The organism is Vitreimonas sp., from assembly GCF_035627415.1.
Classification (GTDB): Bacteria; Pseudomonadota; Alphaproteobacteria; order Caulobacterales; family Aquidulcibacteraceae; genus Vitreimonas.
The window spans coordinates 79,587-98,352 of the sequence record NZ_DASPLU010000009.1; the positions used below are offsets into that span (position 1 = coordinate 79,587).

Genomic DNA, 18,766 nt, shown 5'->3' on the forward strand with positions numbered 1-18,766 from the left:
GCGGCTATGCGAGCGGTTATGGTCGCACGCATGCAGCACGCGCAGACTTTCGGCGATCACCTCCGCACTTGGCGCCAGCGCCGGCGCATGAGCCAGCTCGACCTCGCCAGCGAAGCCGGGGTTTCGACGCGGCATCTCTCCTTCGTCGAGACAGGGCGCGCCGCGCCCTCGCGCGAGATGGTGCTGCAGCTGGCCGAGCACCTCGAGCTGCCGCTGCGGGAGCAGAATGCGCTTCTGGTCGCCGCCGGGTTTGCGCCGCGATTCGGCGAGCGCAGGCTCGACCACCCCGATCTCGCCGCCGCGCGCGCCGCGGTCGACATCGTGCTGAAGGGCCACGCGCCCAATCCGGCGTTGGCGATCGACCGGCTTTGGACGCTGATCGCCGCCAACGACGCGGCGCTGAAGCTGATGGGCGCGATTGCGCCCGCCCTGCTTGCCCCGCCCGTCAACGTGCTGCGCGCGAGCCTGCATCCTGAAGGGCTCGCGCCGCGCATCCTCAATCTCAACGAATGGCGCGAACACATCTTCGCCAGGCTCGAGCGCCAGATCGCAGCGGCCGCCGATGCCGTGCTCACCGAGCTGCTCGCGGAGCTGCGCCGCTATCCCGGCGGCGGCGCGCACGCTGCGCCGTTGCGCGATGCGGCGCCTGTCATCACCCCGCTCAAGCTGAAGATGCCGCATGGCGTGCTCTCCCTGTTCGGCGTCACCAGCGTGTTCGGCATGCCGCAAGATGTGACGCTCGATGAGCTGGCGATCGAGAGCTTCTTTCCGGCGGATTCCGAAAGCGCGGCGATGTTGGTGAGGGTTTAGGCAATAGGCAGTGGGCAGTGGGAAATAGGAAGGCGCGCTTGTACGGGCGTGCGTCATCGTCAGCGGCGGCGCTATTGCGCGGCGTCGCGACTGCCTACTGCCTACTGCCCCCAAAATGGGAGACGGGGCGCGCGATCCGCGCTCGGTAGTCCGTAATGGGGTGCGTTGATCGTCTCCGATCAACGCCGCGCGCTTCGCGCGCCCCGTTCGCCGATCGTTTTTCCCGGCCTGGGACGAGGAGTTGTGCTTGGCTCTCTTGCGAAAGCTCGCCTCCTGCACGATGGAATGCGGACGCGCCTCTTCACACCAGGCCGTATCCGCTCCGACGCAACCCGCCATCGACGGATGGCGTCTCGGGGCTTAGCTCCATTCCCAATTCGCCGGTGCAATGGGCAGGCGTTCCGTTCACCTGGACCCGACGGTTTCACTCCCCGCCGGCAACTCCCACCGACCGTGTCTCGCACCTCTCGTCGTTTCGGACGTCTTCGAAAGCTCCCGTGTGCGAGACGAGGAGCATTGTACGGCAGCTTGAGAGGGGTCGGATAAGCTTTGCGAAAATCGCCGGATTGGAGCGCGGGCCTTCAGGCCCGCATGTGGCGCTCATGCTTGATAGATAAGCGCCAAGCGGGCCTGAAGGCCCGCGGTCCAACCTCCACGCGCCGGCGCGAAATCGGAGGATAGAGCGCTTCTCTATCCCCACTTTCCGGCGCCGGCGGCGAGACGGGCGACTGCGCAACGCCTAAATCGCCAAGCGCATGGGGTCGTCTGGAGAGACGGCCATGGAAGAGCGAACCTATCGCCGCTGCGCGTTTTGCCGCCAGCTCTACGATCCGCACGCGCCCGACGAGATCGCGCATCATCTGCGCATGGGGCACGCCAAGATGCCGGGCATTCCCGACGACGGCCTGGAGACGATCCCGCTCGACTTCGAAGGCGTGAAGCCGCGCTCCTGGGCCGATCCCGACCCCGCGCCGTGGCAGCCGAAGCGGGAGATTATTCCGTACAAGACTGCGCGGAAGGGGCGGCGGAAGAAGGGGAGGAGTGCGCACATCATTGCCGCCGGCTAGAATGGAATCTCGTCATCCTGCTCTGAGAGCTTCGCGCGAAGTTGCTTGTAATACGCAAAGCGATCCCGAGTTGATGCGTCAGTCGAGAGTACACGTTCAATTTCAGCTGCTACTTGTCTGGCGTCCATCTTTGCACGTGAAAGAGATTGCTCTTTCGCGATAAAGCCTTTGGGATCCTCTCTTCCATCGAACTTGAGAGAAATGACGCGTAGGCGACGAGCGAGCGCATACCCTATCTCTTGTTGAGTCCATGGGCTGCCTGAAAATCCTTCTGCGAGCAGAGCTAGCAGAGCATCTGATGTGCGGAGAGCTCGGTCGATTTCGCGTTGCCAATCAGCGGTTGGTTCAATGTCATCGTGCGCGACGAAAGCCGAGATGCCGAAGGGAAGTAGTTCCTCTCGCAGCCTATTTGCCTCGTGCTTCTGTTGTGAGCGATGGCTGATGAATAAGCGGAAATTCTGTCCATCTCGCCAAGTGGCAGGCGGATCGGATACGGCCGCCGCGACGGCGGACGTATCAATCTGGAGATCGGCTGCCATCTCAAGCAGCGTTTCGTCCGAACTGTGTCGGAGCGCCACTTTCGCATACGCCTCCACGCTCTGCCAACCATTGCCCCATTCCGGCTCCGGCAACCCGAGACCCTCCAGCAGGTTATCAATGTCCGTGAAGTTGTAACGGTTGCCCAACTCCGCGGAGATGTTCCGAAGAAGGTCTACTCTTTCAAGTGCGCGGAGCCTCTTGTTGTTCATGCTATTGGCAGGCCAGGCATTCCTCGTAGTCCGTCTTCTCCGCCGGCATCGTCGGCGCTTCGGCGGTTTCGGCTTTGCCTTCGTCGCCGGCGAAGCCGGCGCGGGCGACGCTCTTGCTGCGGCAGTAATAGAGGCTCTTTACGCCGCGCTCCCAGGCCATCCAGTGCAGCATGTGGAGATCCCATTTGTCGACGTCGCCTGGCAGGAAGATGTTGAGCGATTGCGACTGGCAGATCAGCGGCGTGCGATCGGCGGCGAGTTCGACGATCCAGCGTTGGTCGATCTCGAACGCGGTCTTGAAGATCGCTTTTTCGTCTTCGCTGAGGAAGTCGAGGTGCTGCACCGAGCCTTCCTTCTTCAGGATCGAGCTCCACACCGCTTCGGTGTTCTTGCCTTTCTCTTCGAGCAGCTGCTCGAGATAGGGGTTCTTCACCGCGAACGAGCCCGAGAGCGTCTTGTGCGTGTAGATGTTGGCCGGGATCGGCTCGACGCCGGCGCTGGTGCCGCCGCAAATGATCGAGATCGAGGCGGTCGGCGCGATCGCCAGCTTGTGCGAGAAGCGGGCCATGACGCCGGCTTCCTGCGCGTCGGGGCAGGCGCCGCGCTCTTGCGCGAGCTTCACGCTGGCTGCGTCGGCGCCGCGGCGGATGTGGCGGAAGATGCGGTTGTTCCACACCTTGGCCATTGCCGATTCCATGCTGACGCCCTGCTTTTGCAGGAACGAGTGAAAGCCCATGAGCCCTAAGCCCACGGAACGTTCGCGCATCGCGGCATAGACGGCGCGCTCCATTTCCGGCGGCGCGCGCTCGATGAAGTCCTGCAGCACGTTGTCGAGGAAGCGGAACACGTCTTCCATGAATTGCGGCTCTTTTTCCCACTCGGCGAACGTCTCGGCGTTCAGCGAGGAGAGGCAGCAGACGGCGGTGCGCTCGCGGCCGTTATGATCCATGCCGGTGTGCAGCATGATCTCCGAGCACAGGTTCGATTGGCGCACCTTGAGACCGAGCTTCTTCTGGTGGCTCGGCATCGCCTTGTTCACGGTGTCGGAGAAGATGATGTAGGGCTCACCGGTCTGCAGGCGCAGCTCCAGGATCTTCTGCCAGAGCTTGCGCGCATTCACGTGCTTCAGCGGCTCGCCGTTCTTCGGGCTGCGCAGCGCGAACGGCAGATCGTCACGCACCGCGATCATGAACTCGTCGGTGATGTTGAGGCCGTGATGGAGATTGAGGCTCTTTCTATTGAAATCGCCCGCCGGTTTGCGGATTTCGAGGAATTCCTCGATCTCGGGATGGTGCACGTCGAGATAGACCGCGGCCGAACCGCGGCGGAGCGAGCCTTGGGAAATCGCCAGCGTCAGCGAATCCATCACGCGGATGAACGGGATGATGCCGCTGGTCTGGCCGTTCTGGCCGACCTTTTCGCCGATGGAACGGACGCCGCCCCAATAGGTGCCGATGCCGCCGCCATTGGAGGCGAGCCAGACGTTCTCGTTCCAGGTGTCCATGATGCCGTCGAGCGAGTCGCCGACCGCGTTGAGAAAGCAGCTGATCGGCAGGCCGCGCTCGGCGCCGCCGTTGGACAGCACCGGCGTCGCCGGCATGAACCAGAGCTTGGAGATGTAGTCGTAGATGCGCTGAGCGTGGCCGATGTCGTCCGCGAACGCGGTGGCGACGCGCGCGAACATGTCCTGATAGGTTTCGCCCTGCAGCAGGTAGCGGTCGTTGAGCGTGGTCTTGCCGAACTCGGTCAGCAGCGCATCGCGGCTCGGATCGGTCACGACCTTCTCCACCACCTTCAGCGGGCGCAGCGGCTTGGGTTTGCCGCGATGGACCTCGCCCATGCGGTGGACCCCTGCTTTTTCCGCCCGTGCCTGCATCGCTTTCGCCCCCAAATTTAGCTCTGTGTTAATCCGACTCGGCTCTCGACCAAACCACATGCCCTAGGGCCGGATCGCGAACCTCACCGCTATATGTAGTGATGCCATCGGTTAATTCAGGGTCAATGGCGAACCGTCCGCAAGGCTGATTTTTCCGGGGGCAAGCTGTTGATGGCGGTGTGGAGAAATGGGTGCGTTAACCATGACGATCCGGTCACGGCCGGCATCGTTTCGGGGGCCTTGGGACTGGCCGTTTACGGATCGGGGAGCCGCTCGCGGATCTCCTCGGCGAGCTTGTCCACCGCCGTGACCTTCTCCAGCTCGCGAATCTCGGCGTCCGAGTCGACGCCGAGTCGCAGCGCCATCGAATCGAGCAGCTGCAGCGCCTTGGTCAGCTCGCGTTCGGTGAGGAGGTTCACCTGCAGGTCGAAATGGGCGCGTTCGTCGGCCCTGGCGCTCATCCGGTTCTGTTTGATCAGCACAAACGTCGCCATCAGCACGGCCTCGAAGGAGACGAGAAGGGTGAGGAAGACGAACGGATAGGGATCGAACCGCGGCAGGCCGAGCCAGCCCAGGTTCCAGACCACCCAAAGCGCGAACACGGCGATGTGAACGGCCACGAACGAGAGCGTTCCGGCAAAACCGGCGATCGCGTCCGATATGCGGTCGGCGAAAGTCCGGGCGCGATTGCTTTCTTCCTCGAGCCGGGCAATCGCCTCGATGTTGCTGACGATGGTCGAGGGGGGCCGCTTGGGGGTTTGGTTTTCCACCGACGAAGAACGCCGGGGGCGGATGGGGGTTCTTGGCCTGGCGGCGCCGGTATGAACGGGCAGGCGGCGCTGGCGGTGCTGGTGGGCGCGGCGCTGATCGGGCTGGCGCCGATCGGGGTCCGGCTCTCGGATCTGCCGCCGGTGGCGACCAATCTGTGGCGCTTCGTGTTCGCGCTGCCGATCCTGGCGCTCTGGGCCGCGAACGACAAACGCGGCGCGGCGCGCGATGTGCGCCTGTTGCTGATCGCCGGCGTCTTCTTTGCGCTCGAGCTCAGCCTGTGGGCGGCATCGCTGACGAAGACGACCGTCGCCAACGCCACTCTGCTCACCAACATGACGCCGATCTTCGCGGCCGTGTTCGGCTGGCTGCTCTTGAAAGAGCGGATCGCGCCGGGCGTGCTGCTGGGCGGGGCGGTGGCGCTGACGGGCGCGGTGCTGCTGGCGATCGGCCGCGCCCCCGCCGCCGTCGCGCCCACGAGCGCGGACGAAGGCTGGATCGGCGATCTGATGGCGACGGGATCGGCGTTCGGCTACGCGGCCTATCTGCTGATGCTGCGCGCGATCGGCGCGCGCGTCGGCGTCGGCGGGGTGATGTTCTGGGCGGGCCTCAGCGGCGTTGTGGTGACGTTTGCGCTGGCGCTGCTGCTGCGCGAGCCGCTGTTGCCGCATTCGCTGCAGGGCTGGCTGATCCTGATCGGGCTCGGCGTCGTCGTGCAGGTCGGCGGACAGGGGCTGATCGCCTATGGCGTCGGCCGGCTGCCGATCCTGATTTCAACGGTGCTGCTCTGGATGCAGCCGCTGGCGGCGGCGGTGCTGTCGTGGCTGATTTTCGGCGAAGCGCTGGGGCCGCTCGCGCTGTTTGGCGCAGCTTTGATTTTGGCCGGGCTGTTCGTGGCGCAGCGCGCGCGGGCCGGCCAGCCGGCGAAGACTCAGTGATGCAGCGGCCGCAGCCAGCGCGGCATCGAACAGGCGAACGACGCATCGCGCGCGCACGGATCGATGCGCGTGGCGTAGACGATTTCGGCGCGGCCGATCAGGTTCTCGACCGGCACCGGGCCCATGCCGTCCCAGCGGCTGTCGAGCGAGTTGTCGCGATTGTCGCCCATGAAGAAGAGATGATCCGCCGGCACGCGGTAGGGGCCGAAAGTGTCGAAGTCGCCGGCGGCGGTGAGGCTGTGCACGGCGTGCGCGGCGCCGCCGGGCAGCTGCTCTTCGGCGCGCTGGGTCCACTCGCGCACGCCGGGATGGGCGCGGCGCAGCAACAGTTCGGGTTGGGAGACGGCGGCGGCTTCGCCGTTGATGAAGAGCGCGCCGGCGCGCACTTCGATCATGTCGCCAGGCAAGCCGATCAGGCGCTTGATCATGGTCTCGCCGCTGCGCGGATGAATGAAGACGACGACGTCGCCGCGGCGCGGAAGCCCGCCCAGCAGGCGCTGCGCGTTCGCCGGCAGCAGCCGACCGGCTTCGAACGGCAGCGAATGGCGGCTGTAGCCGTAAGCGAATTTCGAGACGGTGACGCGGTCGCCGACTTCGAGGTGCGGCACCATGCTCTCGGACGGGATCTCGTATTGGGCGAAGGCGACGGTGGTGAAGGCGACGTAGGCGAGGAAGGCGCCGGCGAGGGTCTTGGCCCAGTCCAGCATTTCCCCGCGCCAGCCCGCCGACGCTGCTTCCGTTTCCGCCATGCCGCAAATCTCCTGTGCAACGAGGCTGAGCAGCGAATAGGCTGGCGTCAAGGGCGAAGCGGCGGGAGCGCATGCTGATGCGGGCGATGACGGCGATCCTGGGCGGGTTGAAGGACGTCATTTTCGGACGGCTGACGTGGCTTGCGATCATTAACCTCGTCATTGCGGTGACGCTGACGATTCTCGCGGCGACGGCGCTGATCCGCTATGTCGTGCCGCTGATCCCGGATGGCGCCGGATGGTTCGGCAACGTGACGACGTTCGGCGAGTTCGTCGCCAGCGTCGCCGTGGTGGTGCTGGCGATCGCGCTCTCGCCGGCGATCTCGATGGTCGTCGGCGGCGTGCTGTTCGATTTCGCCGCCGAGCGGGTGGAGAAGAAGATCGGCGCGCCGAAAGCGCGCAACGTGCCGCTGGCCGAGGGCGTGCTGAACGGCGCGCGCATCGCCCTGCCGGCGCTGCTGCTGAACCTCGTGGCGATCCCGCTCTATTTCATTCCCGGCGTCAACGCGCTGACCTTTTATGCGCTCAACGGCTATCTGATGGGGCGCGAATACGCGACCATCACGGCGGCGCGGCACATGAGCTATCGCGAAGCGGTGGCGCTGCGGAAGCGCAACGGCCTCAGCGTCTTCTTCGTCGGCCTCGCCTGCTCGGTGATCCCGTTCTTCGCGCCGCTGGTCGGCGCGAGCGCGATGACGCGGCTGGTGCAGGCGGTGCGCTCCGGCTCCTGACGGTGCGATTTCTGTTGCGCGGCGGTTTGAGGTCGGATAAATGTAACCACATGGTTACGCATTCCCGCCCACGGACGGACGGCGCGTTCGGCGCCATCGCCGATCCGACGCGGCGGGCGATTCTCGACCTGGTGCGCCATCGCGAGATGAGCGCGGGCGACATCGCCCGGCGCTTTCCGGTGAGCCGCCCGGCGATCGCCAAACACGTGCGGGTGCTGCGCGAAGCGGGATTGTTGCGCGAGCGGCGCGAGGCGACGCAGATCTTCTATACGCTCGACCCGGAAGCGCTGCGGACGGTGGATCGCTGGCTGCAGCCCTACCGGCTGTTCTGGGCGGCGAAGCTGGTCGATCTGAAGCGTGTGGTCGAAGCGGACGCGAAGGCCAAAGCGAAGAAGGGTGACTCATGAGCGAATTGAAGCACGAGTTCACGTGGAAGCTGCCGGCGCCGCCGGCGCGCGTCTTCGCTGCGCTCACCGATGCGGATGAGCTGAAGCAATGGTTCGCCGAGCACGCGGAAGTGTCGCCTGAACTCGGCGGCGCCTATCGCTTCTGGGGCAGGCACACGTACGGAACGCCTTCGCGCGAAGAAGCGAACGGGCGCATCACCAAGTTCGCGCCGAGCCAGGCGCTCGCCTATACTTGGCGCATCCACGATCGCGACAGTGAAGTGTCTTTCGTGTTGGAGGGCGATCCTGACAACGCCGAAGGCACGGTGCTCAAAGGCGCGCACAGCTTCGCTGAGGCGCCGGCCATCAACCGCGCCAAGGAAATGATCGACGATCTCTGGCGCTTCAACTGGGGCAATTTCTCCGCTCATGTCGGCGCCGGCATGGGCAAGATGCTGGTGGATTATTCGGATCCCGATCCGAACGTCACGCTCTCGATCTACATCGATGCGCCGCCCTCGGCGGTGTTCCGCACGTTGATCGACCCGGAGAAGATCCAGCAATGGTTCGGCGTCGCCGCGGCGGTCGATCCCCAGCTCGGCGGCGACTGGCACCTGAAGATGGAGTTCGAAAAGGACGGACAGAAGATGACGGCGCCGCCAATGAAGATTCTCGAATACGTCGAGAACGAGCGGCTCGCGATCACATGGCCGGATTGGCGCGGCGACAAGAGCGTGCCGGATCAGCGCGTGCTATGGAAGCTGAAGCCGGAAGGCGCCGGCACGCGGGTCGACTTCCTGCATGACGGTTTCGTACGGGCGGTGGATGTCAGCGACTATCCGTTCGGTTGGGGCTGGTTCCTGTCGCGGATCACGGCGGTGGCCGAAGGCAAGACGCTCGATGCGTCGGCGCATCCGGATTGAGGGGAGGCGAAGATGGCGAAGGTTCTGGGCGTCGGCGGCGTATTCTTCAAAACGCGCGACGCAAAGGCGCTGCGCGATTGGTATGCGCGGGTGCTCGGATTCGAGTTCACGGAGTGGGGCGGCGTCGTGTTCTTGCCGCAGACGCTTGCAGACAAGCCCGGTTCCGCGACCGTCTTCTCGCCGATGGCCGATGGCGGCCACATCGCGCCCTCCGCGCACGACTACATGTTCAATTTCGTCGTCGACGACCTCGATGCCGTGTTGGCGCGCTGCGCGAAGGAAGGCGTCGAGGCGATCCATCGGGAAGAGTCGTTCAACGGACGCTTCGCGCACATCATGGACCTGGAAGGGCGTAAGGTCGAATTGTGGGAGCCGAAGCCATTTTGAGGGAGGGCGGCATGAGCATTCTTCGAATCATACTGGGCGTCGTTCTGGGCGCGGCGCTGGGCCTAGGCGTGGTGATGGCGGGCGATGTGCTCAATCACCTCGTCTTCCCGCCGACGACGCTTGAGAAGTTTGTCGCCGATGTGCGCGCGGTCCCGGCTCACAAACTCGCCGCACTGCCGGTCGCCTACGCGCTCGCGGCGTTCGTGGCGGCGTTCGCCGGCGCGAAGATTGCGGCGCGCGTCTGGGCCGGCTGGATCGCGGGCGGTTTGCTGACAGCGGCGACGTTCGCGAACCTCGTGATGATCGCGCATCCGCTGTGGTTCACGGCGGCATGCGTTGTGCTCGCGCCGACGGCGGCATGGTTGGGGGCGCATCTCGCGGCGCGGCGCGCGGCGGCTGTGGCCTGAGATGTCCGATAAGGTCGGATGATTGTCGTTTCGGACATGGGCGTCCGCGCGTAGAGTGCCCGCGTGGGCAAGCAACGCACAGTTTCCGTCCTCCTGTTCGAAGGCGTCAACGCGGTCGACGTGTCTGGGCCGCTCGAAGCGTTCGCATCCGCGCGGGACGACAACGGAGCGCGCCTTTATGCGCCGCGCGTCTGGTCCGTCGGCGCGCGGCAGGTGCGCTCGGAATCCGGGCTGCGCCTGTGTGCGGACGCGCCGGCGCCGGCGCGTGCGCGCGGCGACCTGCTGATCGTGCCAGGCGGGGCAGGCGTGCGTGAGCCGCAGACGCTCGACCGACTCGCGACTTGGATCAGGCGCAATCACGCCGGCTTCAACCGCATAGCCGCTGTCTGCACCGGCGCTTACGCAATCGCCGAGGCGGGGCTCGCGGACGGCAGAACCGTGGCGACGCACTGGGCGCATGCGCGCGATTTGCAGCGCCGCTACCCCAAAGTCAGCGTCGACGCCGATGCGCTTTTCCTCAAGGACGGACGCTTCTATTCCTCCGGCGGCGTCACCGCCGGAATCGATCTCGCGCTGGAGATCATCGAGGCGGACTGCGGTTCGCGTGCGGCGATGGAAGCGGCGCGCGAACTCGTCGTGTTCTTGCGCCGCACCGGCGCACAGGCGCAGTTCTCCGAGCCGTTGAAGATGCAGGCGGCGGCGGCGGGCCGGCTGAAGGACGTATGCCGCTGGGCGGCCAGCAATCTCAGCGGCGATCTTTCGGTCGAAGCGTTGGCGGCAAGAGCGGGACTAAGCTCGCGGCAGTTCGCGCGGCGCTTTCACGAGGCGTTTGGCGCGCCGCCTGCGAGTTACCTCAAGACGATGCGCCTGGATGCGGCGCGCACGCTGCTGGCGCAAGGCGCGAGCGTGGCCCAGGCCGCCGCGGCGACGGGGTTCAAGAGCGCGGACGTGTTTCGCCGGGCGTTCGAGCGTCAGTTTGGCGTCGCGCCCAGCGAATATCGCCGTCGCTTCGCGATGAAGAAGGGACGGGCATGATGAGGGTTCGCCGACGTTCTCTGTTGCAAGGCGCGCTTGCCGGGGCGGCTTGCGCCTGCGCGGGGCCGCGCGGGTTTTCGGCGACGGCCGCTGCAGCGACGCGCTATGTCTGTCCGCCGTGCGGATGCGCGATGGACGGCGTCGAGTTCTCCGCGCCCGGGACCTGTCCCGCCTGCGGCATGACGCTGACGCCGAAGCGGGACTATCCGCTCGAGCCGAGCGCGCTCGAAATCGGCGCCGGCGCCTTCGTCACGCGTGGCGGGCGCGGCGACGAGAACAAGCGCGTCACCGTTCACTATTACAAACCGCACTCGTTCACGCCGCAATCGCGTGTCCTGCTGGTCATTCCGGGCGCCGGGCGCGATGGCGATGAGTATCGCGATGCTTGGATCGAAACGGCGGAGCGGAAGAGCTTGCTGGTTGCGTCGCCGAGTTATCCGGCGGCGGACTACGATTTCGCCGCCTACCACATGGGCGGCGTCGTCCGCGATCTCGTCATCCGCAATTTGCCGACCGGACCCGACGGCGAGCCACTCGACGTGATTCACGTGCGCGACGAGGATATTTCTTTTTCCATTAATCCGCGCCGCGAGGAATGGCTCTTCAACGACTTCGACCGCATCGTCGCGCTGCTTGCGGCCGCCGCCGGCGCGGAGCGGAACGGCTACGACGTGTTCGGGCACTCCGCGGGTGGGCAGATCCTGCACCGGCTGGCGTTGTTTCATCCGCGCTCGCGCGCCGAGCGCATCGTCGCCGCCAATTCGGGATTCTACACGCTGCCGGATTTGCAGACGCCGCCGCCTGTCGGTTTGGCGGGGACGGGCGTCAGCGAAGCCTCGCTTGCGGAATCGTTCGCTGCGCAACTCACGCTGCTGCTTGGCGAGAACGACAACAGCGACGAAGCTGGCGGCACGCAGATCCACACGCCGATGATCGATCGGCAGGGGATCGGCCGTCTGAGCCGCGGGCGATATTTCTTTGAGGTCGGCGCGCAACAGGCGCAGGCGATGGGCGCGCCGTTTCACTGGCGCTTGCAAACCGTCCCTGATGTCGGCCACGACTTCCGCGCCATGAGCGCAGCGGCCGCGCGTCTGCTCTACGAGGCCTGATCGATCAGGGCTTGATCCAATAGCTGTAGCTGTACGCGGTTTCGAAGCCGTCGCTGGCGTAAAGCGCGACGGCGGCTTCGTTGCTTTGCTCGACTTGCAGATAGGCCGTGTGTGCGCCGTTCGCCGCGCCCCAGCCGCAGAGGGCGCGAACGATATCGCGCGCGAGACCCTGGCGGCGTGCGTTCGGCGCGGTGCGCATGAGATAAAGGCCCAGCAGGCCGTCAGTGATGTCGCCGAAGCCGATCGCGGCGGGCTGGTGTTCGAGTTGGGCGATGGCGAAGGCGCGCGGCGGCGTCGTGCGCAGGACGATGTCGGCGCGTTCGGCGAAATCTTCGGGGCTCGGCGCAGCGAGGCGGAGCGGGGTCCAGAAGGAATCGGTGGGTTCGTCGGCAAGCTGCACGAGGCGATCGGGCGGCGGCGTCTGGCCGAGTGTGCGCGTCATGACGAGAGTCGGGGTTTCGGGCCGATAGCCGCGCTGGGCGAGGGCGTCGGGCAGAGACGGGGGATGGATAGCGCCGTCGGCGAGCTTGAACGCGGCGCGAATGTTGTGCGTCGCTGCCCAGGCCTCGGCAGCCTCGATCGCGGCGGCGAGATCCCTCCCGCGCCATGCGAGCGGCCAGGCCGAGTTCACGCGTCCTGAGCGGCCGGCTGTGGCGAAGGCGCGCCAGCCGTGGATGTCGGTCTCGTGCTTTGCCGGCCACGCGCGGATGCAGGCGCGTTCGAGCTTGTGTATTTCGCTCACGCTTTCTCAGCCACCAGCCTCGCCACATCGGCCATGATGCCGGTGATCTTGAAGTCCTTTGGCGTGTAGACGCCGGCGACTCCCATTTGCCGAAGCGCCAACGCATCGGCCGGCGGAATGATGCCGCCGACGACGAGCGGGACATTCTCCAAGCCTTCGGCGCGCATGAGGCGCACGACCTCCTGCACGAGATCGAGGTGCGAGCCGGAGAGAATGGAGAGGCCGATGGCGTGCGCGCGCTTCTGCTTGGCGGCGGCGACGATCTCGGCGGGCGTCAAGCGGATGCCTTCGTAGATCGCGTCCATGCCGACGGCGCGCGCGCGCGCGGCGATCTGTTCGGCGCCGTTGGAATGGCCGTCGAGGCCGGGCTTGCCGATGAGGAAGGTGAGCTGGCGGCCGAGTCTTTCGCTGAGGGCGGCGACATCGCGCTTCACCGCTTCGGCGTCTTCGACGCCGGTTTCGATCACCAGCGCAACGCCGGTGGGGCCGCGATATTCGCCATAGACTTCGCGCAATGTCGCGGCCCACTCGCCGGTGGTGACGCCGGACTTGGCGGCGGCGATCGACGCCGGCATGATGTTCTGGTCTTCTTGTGCCGACCCGCGCAACGCCGCCAGTGCGGCTTCGACGGCTGCGCCGTCGCGGGCGTGGCGCCAGGCTTTCAGGCGCGCGATCTGCTCGGCTTCGACGGCGAGATCGACGGTCTGGATGTTCTTTTCGCCGGCTTCGAGCGGCGAGGGTTCGCCTTCGGCGTAGGCGTTGACGCCGATGACCTTTTGACGGCCAGCTTCGATCTGCTCGATGCGGCGGCGGTTGGATTCGACCAAAGCCGCTTTCATGTGGTCGAGCGCTGCCGCCGCGCCGCCGATCTGCTCGATCGTCTTCAACTCGGCGCGCGCGCCTTCGATCAGTTCCGCGACTTTCGCCTCGATGACTTTGGAGCCGTCGAAGATGTCTTCGTATTCCAAGAGATCGGTTTCGTAGGCCAGCACCTGCTGCATTCTGAGCGACCATTGCTGGTCCCACGGGCGGGGCAGGCCGAGCGCTTCGTTCCAGGCCGGCAGCTGCACGGCGCGGGCGCGCGCGTTCTTGGAGAGCGTGACGGCGAGCGTTTCGAGCAGGATGCGGTAGACGTTGTTCTCGGCCTGCTGCTCGGTGAGGCCAAGGGAGTTGACCTGTACGCCATAGCGGAAGCGGCGAGCTTTCTCGTCGTCGACGCCGTAGCGTTCGCGGCCGATCTCGTCCCACAGCGCCACGAACGCGCGCATTTTGCAGAGCTCGGTGACGAAGCGCAGGCCGGCGTTCACGAAAAATGAGATGCGGCTGAAGACGATCGCGAAACGCTCAGGCGCCACTTCGCCGCGCGCTCTCACTTCATCCAGCACCGCGATCGACGCAGCGAGGGCGAAGGCCAGCTCCTGCTCCGGCGTCGCGCCGGCTTCTTGCAAGTGGTAAGAGCAGACGTTCATCGGATTCCATTTTGGAATCGCGTCGAGACTCCAGGCGATGGTGTCGGCTGTCAGCTTGAGCGATGGCGCGGGCGGGAAGATGTAGGTGCCGCGCGAGAGATATTCTTTGAGGATGTCGTTCTGCGTCGTGCCGGTGAGCTTCTTGGGGTCGGCGCCTTGCTCCTCCGCGAGTCCGACGTAAAGCGCGAGCAGCCAAGCCGCCGGCGCGTTGATCGTCATCGAGGTGTTCATTTGTTCGAGCGGGATGCCCTCGAACAGCGCGCGCATGTCGCCGAGGTGCCCCACCGGGACGCCGACCTTGCCGACTTCGCCGCGGGCGAGGACGTGGTCGCTGTCGTAGCCGGTCTGCGTCGGCAGATCGAAGGCGACGGAGAGTCCGGTCTGCCCCTTCGCCAGGTTCGTGCGATAGAGCTTGTTGGACTCCGCCGGCGTCGAATGGCCGGCGTAGGTGCGGAAGATCCAGGGCGGGTCGGGGGCGTGCTGGAACGGCGTCATGCGCTCTCGATGCTGCACCGCAAAATCGGCTTTCGCCAGCCCAAACGCCCCGCTCTTGGCCGCCAACTCGACGATTCCGCCTCACAGGCCTCAAAACTGCGATCTCGCGATCGGCATTGACGAGGAACAGAATGCTGGCATTGTGCATTGCAGCATAAATCGCGAGGGCGCCATGGCTCAGGCAAACCTGAAGTCCGTCAAGGACATTTACGCCATCGGGGAGATTCCCCCGCCGCATCACGTGCCGAAAATGATGTGGGCGTGGGCGATCCGGAAGGAGCGCCATGGCCGCCCGCTCCAGGCCATGCAACTCGAGCAGGTGCCGGTGCCGGAAGTCGGCGAGGACGAGGCGCTGGTGCTCGTGATGGCGGCGGGGGTCAACTACAACGGCATCTGGGCCGGGCTCGGCGAGCCGATCTCGCCGCTGGATGTCCACAAGCAGCCCTATCACGTCGCCGGCTCCGACGCCTCGGGCATCGTTTGGGCGGTGGGCGCAAAGGTGAAGCGGTGGAAGCCGGGCGACGAAGTCGTCATCCATTGCAATCAGGACGACGGCGACGACGAAGAGTGCAATGGCGGCGACCCGATGTTCTCGCCGAGCCAGCGCATCTGGGGTTACGAGACGACGGACGGCTCGTTCGCCCAATTCTGCAAGGTGCAGGCGCGCCAGCTGATGCCGCGGCCGAAGCACCTCACCTGGGAGGAGAGCGCCTGTTACACGCTGACGCTCGCCACCGCCTATCGGATGCTGTTCGGCTGGCGCCCGAACGTGCTGAGGCCCGGGCAGAACGTGCTGGTGTGGGGCGCGAGCGGCGGCCTTGGAGTCTTCGCCGTGCAGCTCTGCGCAGTGAGCGGCGCGCATGCGATCGGGGTTGTCTCCGATGAGAGCAAGAAGGATTACGTGCTCTCGATGGGCGCGAAGGCGGTGTTGAACCGCAAGGACTTCAATTGCTGGGGCCAGCTGCCGAAGGTGAATGGCCCCGAGTTCGCGGAGTACATGAAAGAGAGCCGCAAGTTCGGCAAAGCGATCTGGGAGCACACCGGCGGCAAGGACGTCGACATCGTGTTCGAGCATCCGGGCGAGGCGACGTTCCCGGTTTCGGTGCTGGTGTGCAAGCGCGGCGGCATGGTGGTGATCTGCGCCGGCACGACGGGCTACAATCTCACCATGGACGCGCGCTTTCTCTGGATGCGCCAGAAGCGCGTGCAGGGCTCGCACTTCGCGCATCTTTATCACGCGAGCCAAGCCAACCAGCTCGTCATCGACCGCCGCATCGATCCGGCGATGTCGGAAGTGCTGCCTTGGGACAAGATTCCCGACGCGCACGAGAAGATGCTCGATAACAAGCACGCGCCGGGGAACATGGCTGTGCTGGTGAACGCGCAGCGGAGCGGGCTGCGGACTTGGGAAGACGTGCTGGAGAATTCCAAGCCCGGTTGATTTCACTCCGGCGCAAACACCGCTTCGACCTCGCGCCAGACATCATAGCGATCGGCGAGGAAGGGATCCGTCGCCATCGGAAACGGCCCGCAGCTGCGGATCGCGTCGATCGCCGACTGGCGGAGCGCCCTGGTCTGGGCGCGATGCGGTCCGCTTGCGTACAAGAGTCGCGGCTCGCCCATGAGCTGGCCGTCACGGTCGAGTGTGAAGGACACCGTCACTCTTGTGCGGCGGTCGATTGCATCAGGTTGGCGCCAACATTGAGCTAGGTGCGTTCTAAGCAGACCCGCTGCGCGCTCCTCGGCATTTAGAGCGCGACGCACACTTCGATCGTCTGCGCCGCCTGAAGCGCTGTCCATGACCCGCACAAGGCCGGAGAGATCGAACGCCTGGTTAGCCGGAGCTTCTGCGCGCGCGACATCCTCCGTTTCCGCCGGTTCCTGCGCGACCGCGGACGAGGCGGCCAGCGCCAGGAGCGCGATCCATGCTTGCTTCATGTGCCCGCACCCATTCGGACAGATTCCGCCGACAAGCGTCGCACTTATTCAATCCCCTTGGAAGGCCTGAAACCCCAAGCTGGCCTCATACGTACAGAGGCGCGAGCGGCGCTTTATCGCCGTTCCTACCGGAGGCGCGATGCGCCTGCACAAGGATGTTCCGGCGCCGGGCGGAAAGGTCTCGGTCTATCGCCACACGACGACCGTGCGGGTGACGCACTGGCTCAACGTGATCTGCGTGTTGTTCCTGGTGCTGTCCGGCATCAACATCCTGGCGGCGCACCCGGCGCTCTATTGGGGCAGCCAGTCCACGTTCGGCGATCCATGGCTGCGGTTTGACCTGACGCACTGGCCGAAATGGCCGCCCGTGCGCGATTTGGCGACGGCGCGCAATTATCATTTCTTCTTCGCCTGGGTGTTCGTCATCAACGGCGTGATCTACCTGGCAGTCGGGTTCCTGCGCCGCCACTTCGCGCGCGAGCTGACGCCGACCAAGGCGGAGCTTCGCAGCCTGCCGCAAGTCGCCAAGGAGCACGCGCGTTTCCACTTCCCGCACGTGCGGCGCTACAATCCCATCCAGCAGCTGAGCTATCTCGCGGTCATCTTCGTCTTGCTGCCGCTGATGCTGATGACGGGGCTCACCATGTCGCCGGCGTTCAACGCGATCGCGCCGTGGATGCTGGACCTGTTCGGCGGCAGGCAATCGGCGCGGACGATTCATTTCATCAGCGCCGCGCTGATCGTGCTGTTCATTTTCGTGCACGTCGCCCTCGTGATCCTCGCCGGCTTCTGGAACAACCTGCGCTCGATGATCACGGGACGCTATGTGGTCGACCCCGAAGCGCCATCCTCTTTCGCCAAAGCTACGGAGGACAAGACGAACCCCGCGGGAGAGCGCTCATGAAGCTTGATCGTCGCAACTGGATCGTCGGCGGGCTTGCCGCCGCGGGCTCGCTGCTGCTGAGCGCCTGCGATTCCATGGCTAGTTCGCCGGCCGTGCGCAGGGGGCTCTCGATCGGCGAGAAAATGTCGATGGCGGCGCAGCGGCTGCTCATGAACCGGCGCACCTTGGCGCGCGAGTATCTGAGCGCCGACATCGCGCCGTCGTTCCGTGTCAACGGCTCGCGCGACCCGCGCGATCCTGAATATCTCGCGCATGTCGCCGGCAACTTTCGCGACTGGCGGCTCAGGATCGACGGCCTGGTTGAAACGCCGCTCGAGCTGTCGCTGGAGGATCTCCGCGCCGCGTCGCCGCGCACGCAGATCACGCGTCATGATTGCGTCGAGGGCTGGAGCTGCATCGGCAAATGGACCGGCGCGCGGCTCGGCCCGCTGCTGGATCGCGCAGGGCTGCGGCCGGAGGCGCGCTATCTCGTCTTCTATTGCGCCGACAACACCGCGGATAATCCGCGCGCAGCGAAATATTACGAGAGCATCGACCTGATCGACGCCTACCACGAACAGACGATCCTCGCTTACGCTTTGAACGACGAGCCGCTTCGTGTGGCGCATGGCGCACCCATCCGGCTGCGCGTGGAGCGCCAGCTCGGCTACAAGCACGCCAAGTTCGTCATGCGCATCGAAGCAGTCGAAAGCTTCGCCCAGATCGGCGGCGGCAAGGGCGGCTATTGGGAAGACCGCGGCTACGAATGGTACGCGGGGATATGACCGCGGCCTCCGCGCGCCACAAGTTGGCGCAGCCTGCGGCATGACAAATCGCCCCGCGCTTTGCCGGCGCGGGGCTAAGATGTCAGCGAGAAGTGCGGGGAGTCTTACGGTGTCGTCGGCGCCGGGGTTGTCATGACGGTGACGCCGCTTTCGCCGACGGTGACTTGGGTCGTCTCGCCATTGCGGGTGCCGGTGGCGCTCCAAGTGCCGTCGGGGTTTTGCATCAGGCCGGTGATGTTGGTGTAGCCTTCCGCCTCGAGCCGAGTCCGCGCGTCGGCCTCGGTGATCGTCACGGCCGGCGCGGGGGCCGGGGCCGGCGTCGTCATCGTGTCGGCGGTCGTGTCCGGCGTCTCTTCCGTGGTGGTTTGTTGGCCGCAAGCGGCCAGAGCGGCCAGGGCCGCGGCAGCGATGAGAGTACGCATGAGGCGCTCCTTCCTTGAACGCAGCCCCAACCGCGCAGCGCCGGTATCGTTCCACCGGGAGCTATGCTTTCGTGTCCGGGGAACTTGCGCTGCCGCA

Annotated in this window: 21 protein-coding genes; 13 read left to right on the plus strand and 8 right to left on the minus strand. The window is 65.6% G+C overall.

Going from position 1 to position 18,766, the window contains the following annotated elements:
* Window positions 1-6: 6 nt before the first annotated feature.
* Complete coding sequence (locus VEA80_RS06080; RefSeq protein WP_325059808.1) at window positions 7-810, plus strand: helix-turn-helix transcriptional regulator; 804 nt, start codon at window positions 7-9, stop codon at window positions 808-810.
* A gap of 779 nt (window positions 811-1,589) precedes the next feature.
* Window positions 1,590-1,877: a hypothetical protein gene (locus VEA80_RS06085; RefSeq protein ID WP_325059809.1), complete on the plus strand. Its 288-nt coding sequence runs from the start codon at window positions 1,590-1,592 to the stop codon at window positions 1,875-1,877.
* Here the strand turns inward: VEA80_RS06085 and VEA80_RS06090 are convergent.
* From VEA80_RS06090 to VEA80_RS06100, 3 genes are all read right to left on the minus strand, one after another.
* On the minus strand, window positions 1,874-2,626 hold the full coding sequence (locus VEA80_RS06090) for a toll/interleukin-1 receptor domain-containing protein (RefSeq protein WP_325059810.1): 753 nt from the start codon (window positions 2,624-2,626) through the stop codon (window positions 1,874-1,876). The genes VEA80_RS06085 and VEA80_RS06090 overlap by 4 nt on opposite strands.
* 1 nt (window position 2,627) lies before the next feature.
* The gene (locus VEA80_RS06095) at window positions 2,628-4,466 is read right to left on the minus strand and encodes a ribonucleoside-diphosphate reductase subunit alpha (RefSeq protein WP_325059811.1); all 1,839 of its coding nucleotides are present in this window, start codon (window positions 4,464-4,466) and stop codon (window positions 2,628-2,630) included.
* A 290-nt stretch (window positions 4,467-4,756) separates the two neighbouring features.
* Window positions 4,757-5,272, minus strand: coding sequence for a DUF1003 domain-containing protein (locus VEA80_RS06100; RefSeq protein ID WP_325059812.1), 516 nt, complete (start codon window positions 5,270-5,272; stop codon window positions 4,757-4,759).
* A 51-nt stretch (window positions 5,273-5,323) separates the two neighbouring features.
* Here VEA80_RS06100 and VEA80_RS06105 point away from each other — a divergent pair, with 51 nt between their 5' ends.
* Window positions 5,324-6,208 (plus strand): DMT family transporter, encoded by an 885-nt coding sequence (locus tag VEA80_RS06105; protein WP_325059813.1) that lies wholly within the window; start codon window positions 5,324-5,326, stop codon window positions 6,206-6,208.
* Here VEA80_RS06105 and lepB read toward each other — a convergent pair.
* The gene (gene lepB / locus VEA80_RS06110) at window positions 6,202-6,957 is read right to left on the minus strand and encodes a signal peptidase I (RefSeq protein WP_325059814.1); all 756 of its coding nucleotides are present in this window, start codon (window positions 6,955-6,957) and stop codon (window positions 6,202-6,204) included. The genes VEA80_RS06105 and lepB overlap by 7 nt on opposite strands.
* A 71-nt stretch (window positions 6,958-7,028) precedes the next feature.
* On the opposite strand from lepB, the gene VEA80_RS06115 reads away from it, so the two are divergent.
* The 7 genes from VEA80_RS06115 (at window position 7,029) to VEA80_RS06145 (ending at window position 11,935) form a co-directional block, all read left to right on the plus strand.
* Complete coding sequence (locus VEA80_RS06115) at window positions 7,029-7,688, plus strand: EI24 domain-containing protein (RefSeq protein ID WP_325059815.1); 660 nt, start codon at window positions 7,029-7,031, stop codon at window positions 7,686-7,688.
* Between the two features lie 50 nt (window positions 7,689-7,738).
* Entirely contained in the window at window positions 7,739-8,095 is a 357-nt protein-coding gene (locus tag VEA80_RS06120; protein WP_325059816.1) for a metalloregulator ArsR/SmtB family transcription factor, read from the plus strand.
* Window positions 8,092-8,997: an SRPBCC family protein gene (locus tag VEA80_RS06125; protein WP_325059817.1), complete on the plus strand. Its 906-nt coding sequence runs from the start codon at window positions 8,092-8,094 to the stop codon at window positions 8,995-8,997. The genes VEA80_RS06120 and VEA80_RS06125 overlap by 4 nt, the downstream gene beginning before the upstream one ends.
* A gap of 12 nt (window positions 8,998-9,009) precedes the next feature.
* Window positions 9,010-9,384: a VOC family protein gene (locus VEA80_RS06130; RefSeq protein WP_325059818.1), complete on the plus strand. Its 375-nt coding sequence runs from the start codon at window positions 9,010-9,012 to the stop codon at window positions 9,382-9,384.
* Window positions 9,385-9,395: 11 nt separating this feature from the next.
* A complete protein-coding gene (locus VEA80_RS06135) occupies window positions 9,396-9,791 on the plus strand; it encodes a hypothetical protein (RefSeq protein WP_325059819.1) in 396 nt (131 codons plus the stop codon).
* A 63-nt stretch (window positions 9,792-9,854) separates the two neighbouring features.
* A complete protein-coding gene (locus VEA80_RS06140; RefSeq protein WP_325059820.1) occupies window positions 9,855-10,826 on the plus strand; it encodes a GlxA family transcriptional regulator in 972 nt (323 codons plus the stop codon).
* The gene (locus VEA80_RS06145) at window positions 10,826-11,935 is read left to right on the plus strand and encodes a heavy metal-binding domain-containing protein (RefSeq protein WP_325060101.1); all 1,110 of its coding nucleotides are present in this window, start codon (window positions 10,826-10,828) and stop codon (window positions 11,933-11,935) included. The genes VEA80_RS06140 and VEA80_RS06145 overlap by 1 nt, the downstream gene beginning before the upstream one ends.
* Before the next feature lie 4 nt (window positions 11,936-11,939).
* Here the strand turns inward: VEA80_RS06145 and VEA80_RS06150 are convergent, their stop codons facing one another.
* A complete protein-coding gene (locus VEA80_RS06150; RefSeq protein ID WP_325059821.1) occupies window positions 11,940-12,677 on the minus strand; it encodes a GNAT family N-acetyltransferase in 738 nt (245 codons plus the stop codon).
* Entirely contained in the window at window positions 12,674-14,641 is a 1,968-nt protein-coding gene (locus VEA80_RS06155; RefSeq protein ID WP_349257223.1) for a protein meaA, read from the minus strand. Before VEA80_RS06155 ends, VEA80_RS06150 begins: the two co-directional genes overlap by 4 nt.
* 172 nt (window positions 14,642-14,813) lie before the next feature.
* On the opposite strand from VEA80_RS06155, the gene ccrA reads away from it, so the two are divergent.
* Window positions 14,814-16,082, plus strand: coding sequence for a crotonyl-CoA carboxylase/reductase (gene ccrA, locus VEA80_RS06160; RefSeq protein WP_325059823.1), 1,269 nt, complete (start codon window positions 14,814-14,816; stop codon window positions 16,080-16,082).
* A gap of 2 nt (window positions 16,083-16,084) precedes the next feature.
* Here ccrA and VEA80_RS06165 read toward each other — a convergent pair whose 3' ends face one another.
* Window positions 16,085-16,579 carry a cell envelope integrity protein TolA gene (locus VEA80_RS06165; protein ID WP_325059824.1) on the minus strand — a complete coding sequence of 165 codons (495 nt, stop codon included), beginning with the start codon at window positions 16,577-16,579 and terminating at the stop codon, window positions 16,085-16,087.
* 139 nt (window positions 16,580-16,718) lie between these two features.
* Here VEA80_RS06165 and VEA80_RS06170 point away from each other — a divergent pair, with 139 nt between their 5' ends.
* On the plus strand, window positions 16,719-17,483 hold the full coding sequence (locus VEA80_RS06170; RefSeq protein ID WP_325059825.1) for a cytochrome b/b6 domain-containing protein: 765 nt from the start codon (window positions 16,719-16,721) through the stop codon (window positions 17,481-17,483).
* Window positions 17,480-18,247 carry a molybdopterin-dependent oxidoreductase gene (locus VEA80_RS06175; RefSeq protein WP_325059826.1) on the plus strand — a complete coding sequence of 256 codons (768 nt, stop codon included), beginning with the start codon at window positions 17,480-17,482 and terminating at the stop codon, window positions 18,245-18,247. The genes VEA80_RS06170 and VEA80_RS06175 overlap by 4 nt, the downstream gene beginning before the upstream one ends.
* A 104-nt stretch (window positions 18,248-18,351) precedes the next feature.
* Here the strand turns inward: VEA80_RS06175 and VEA80_RS06180 are convergent, their stop codons facing one another.
* Complete coding sequence (locus VEA80_RS06180; protein WP_325059827.1) at window positions 18,352-18,669, minus strand: hypothetical protein; 318 nt, start codon at window positions 18,667-18,669, stop codon at window positions 18,352-18,354.
* Window positions 18,670-18,766: the final 97 nt, after the last annotated feature.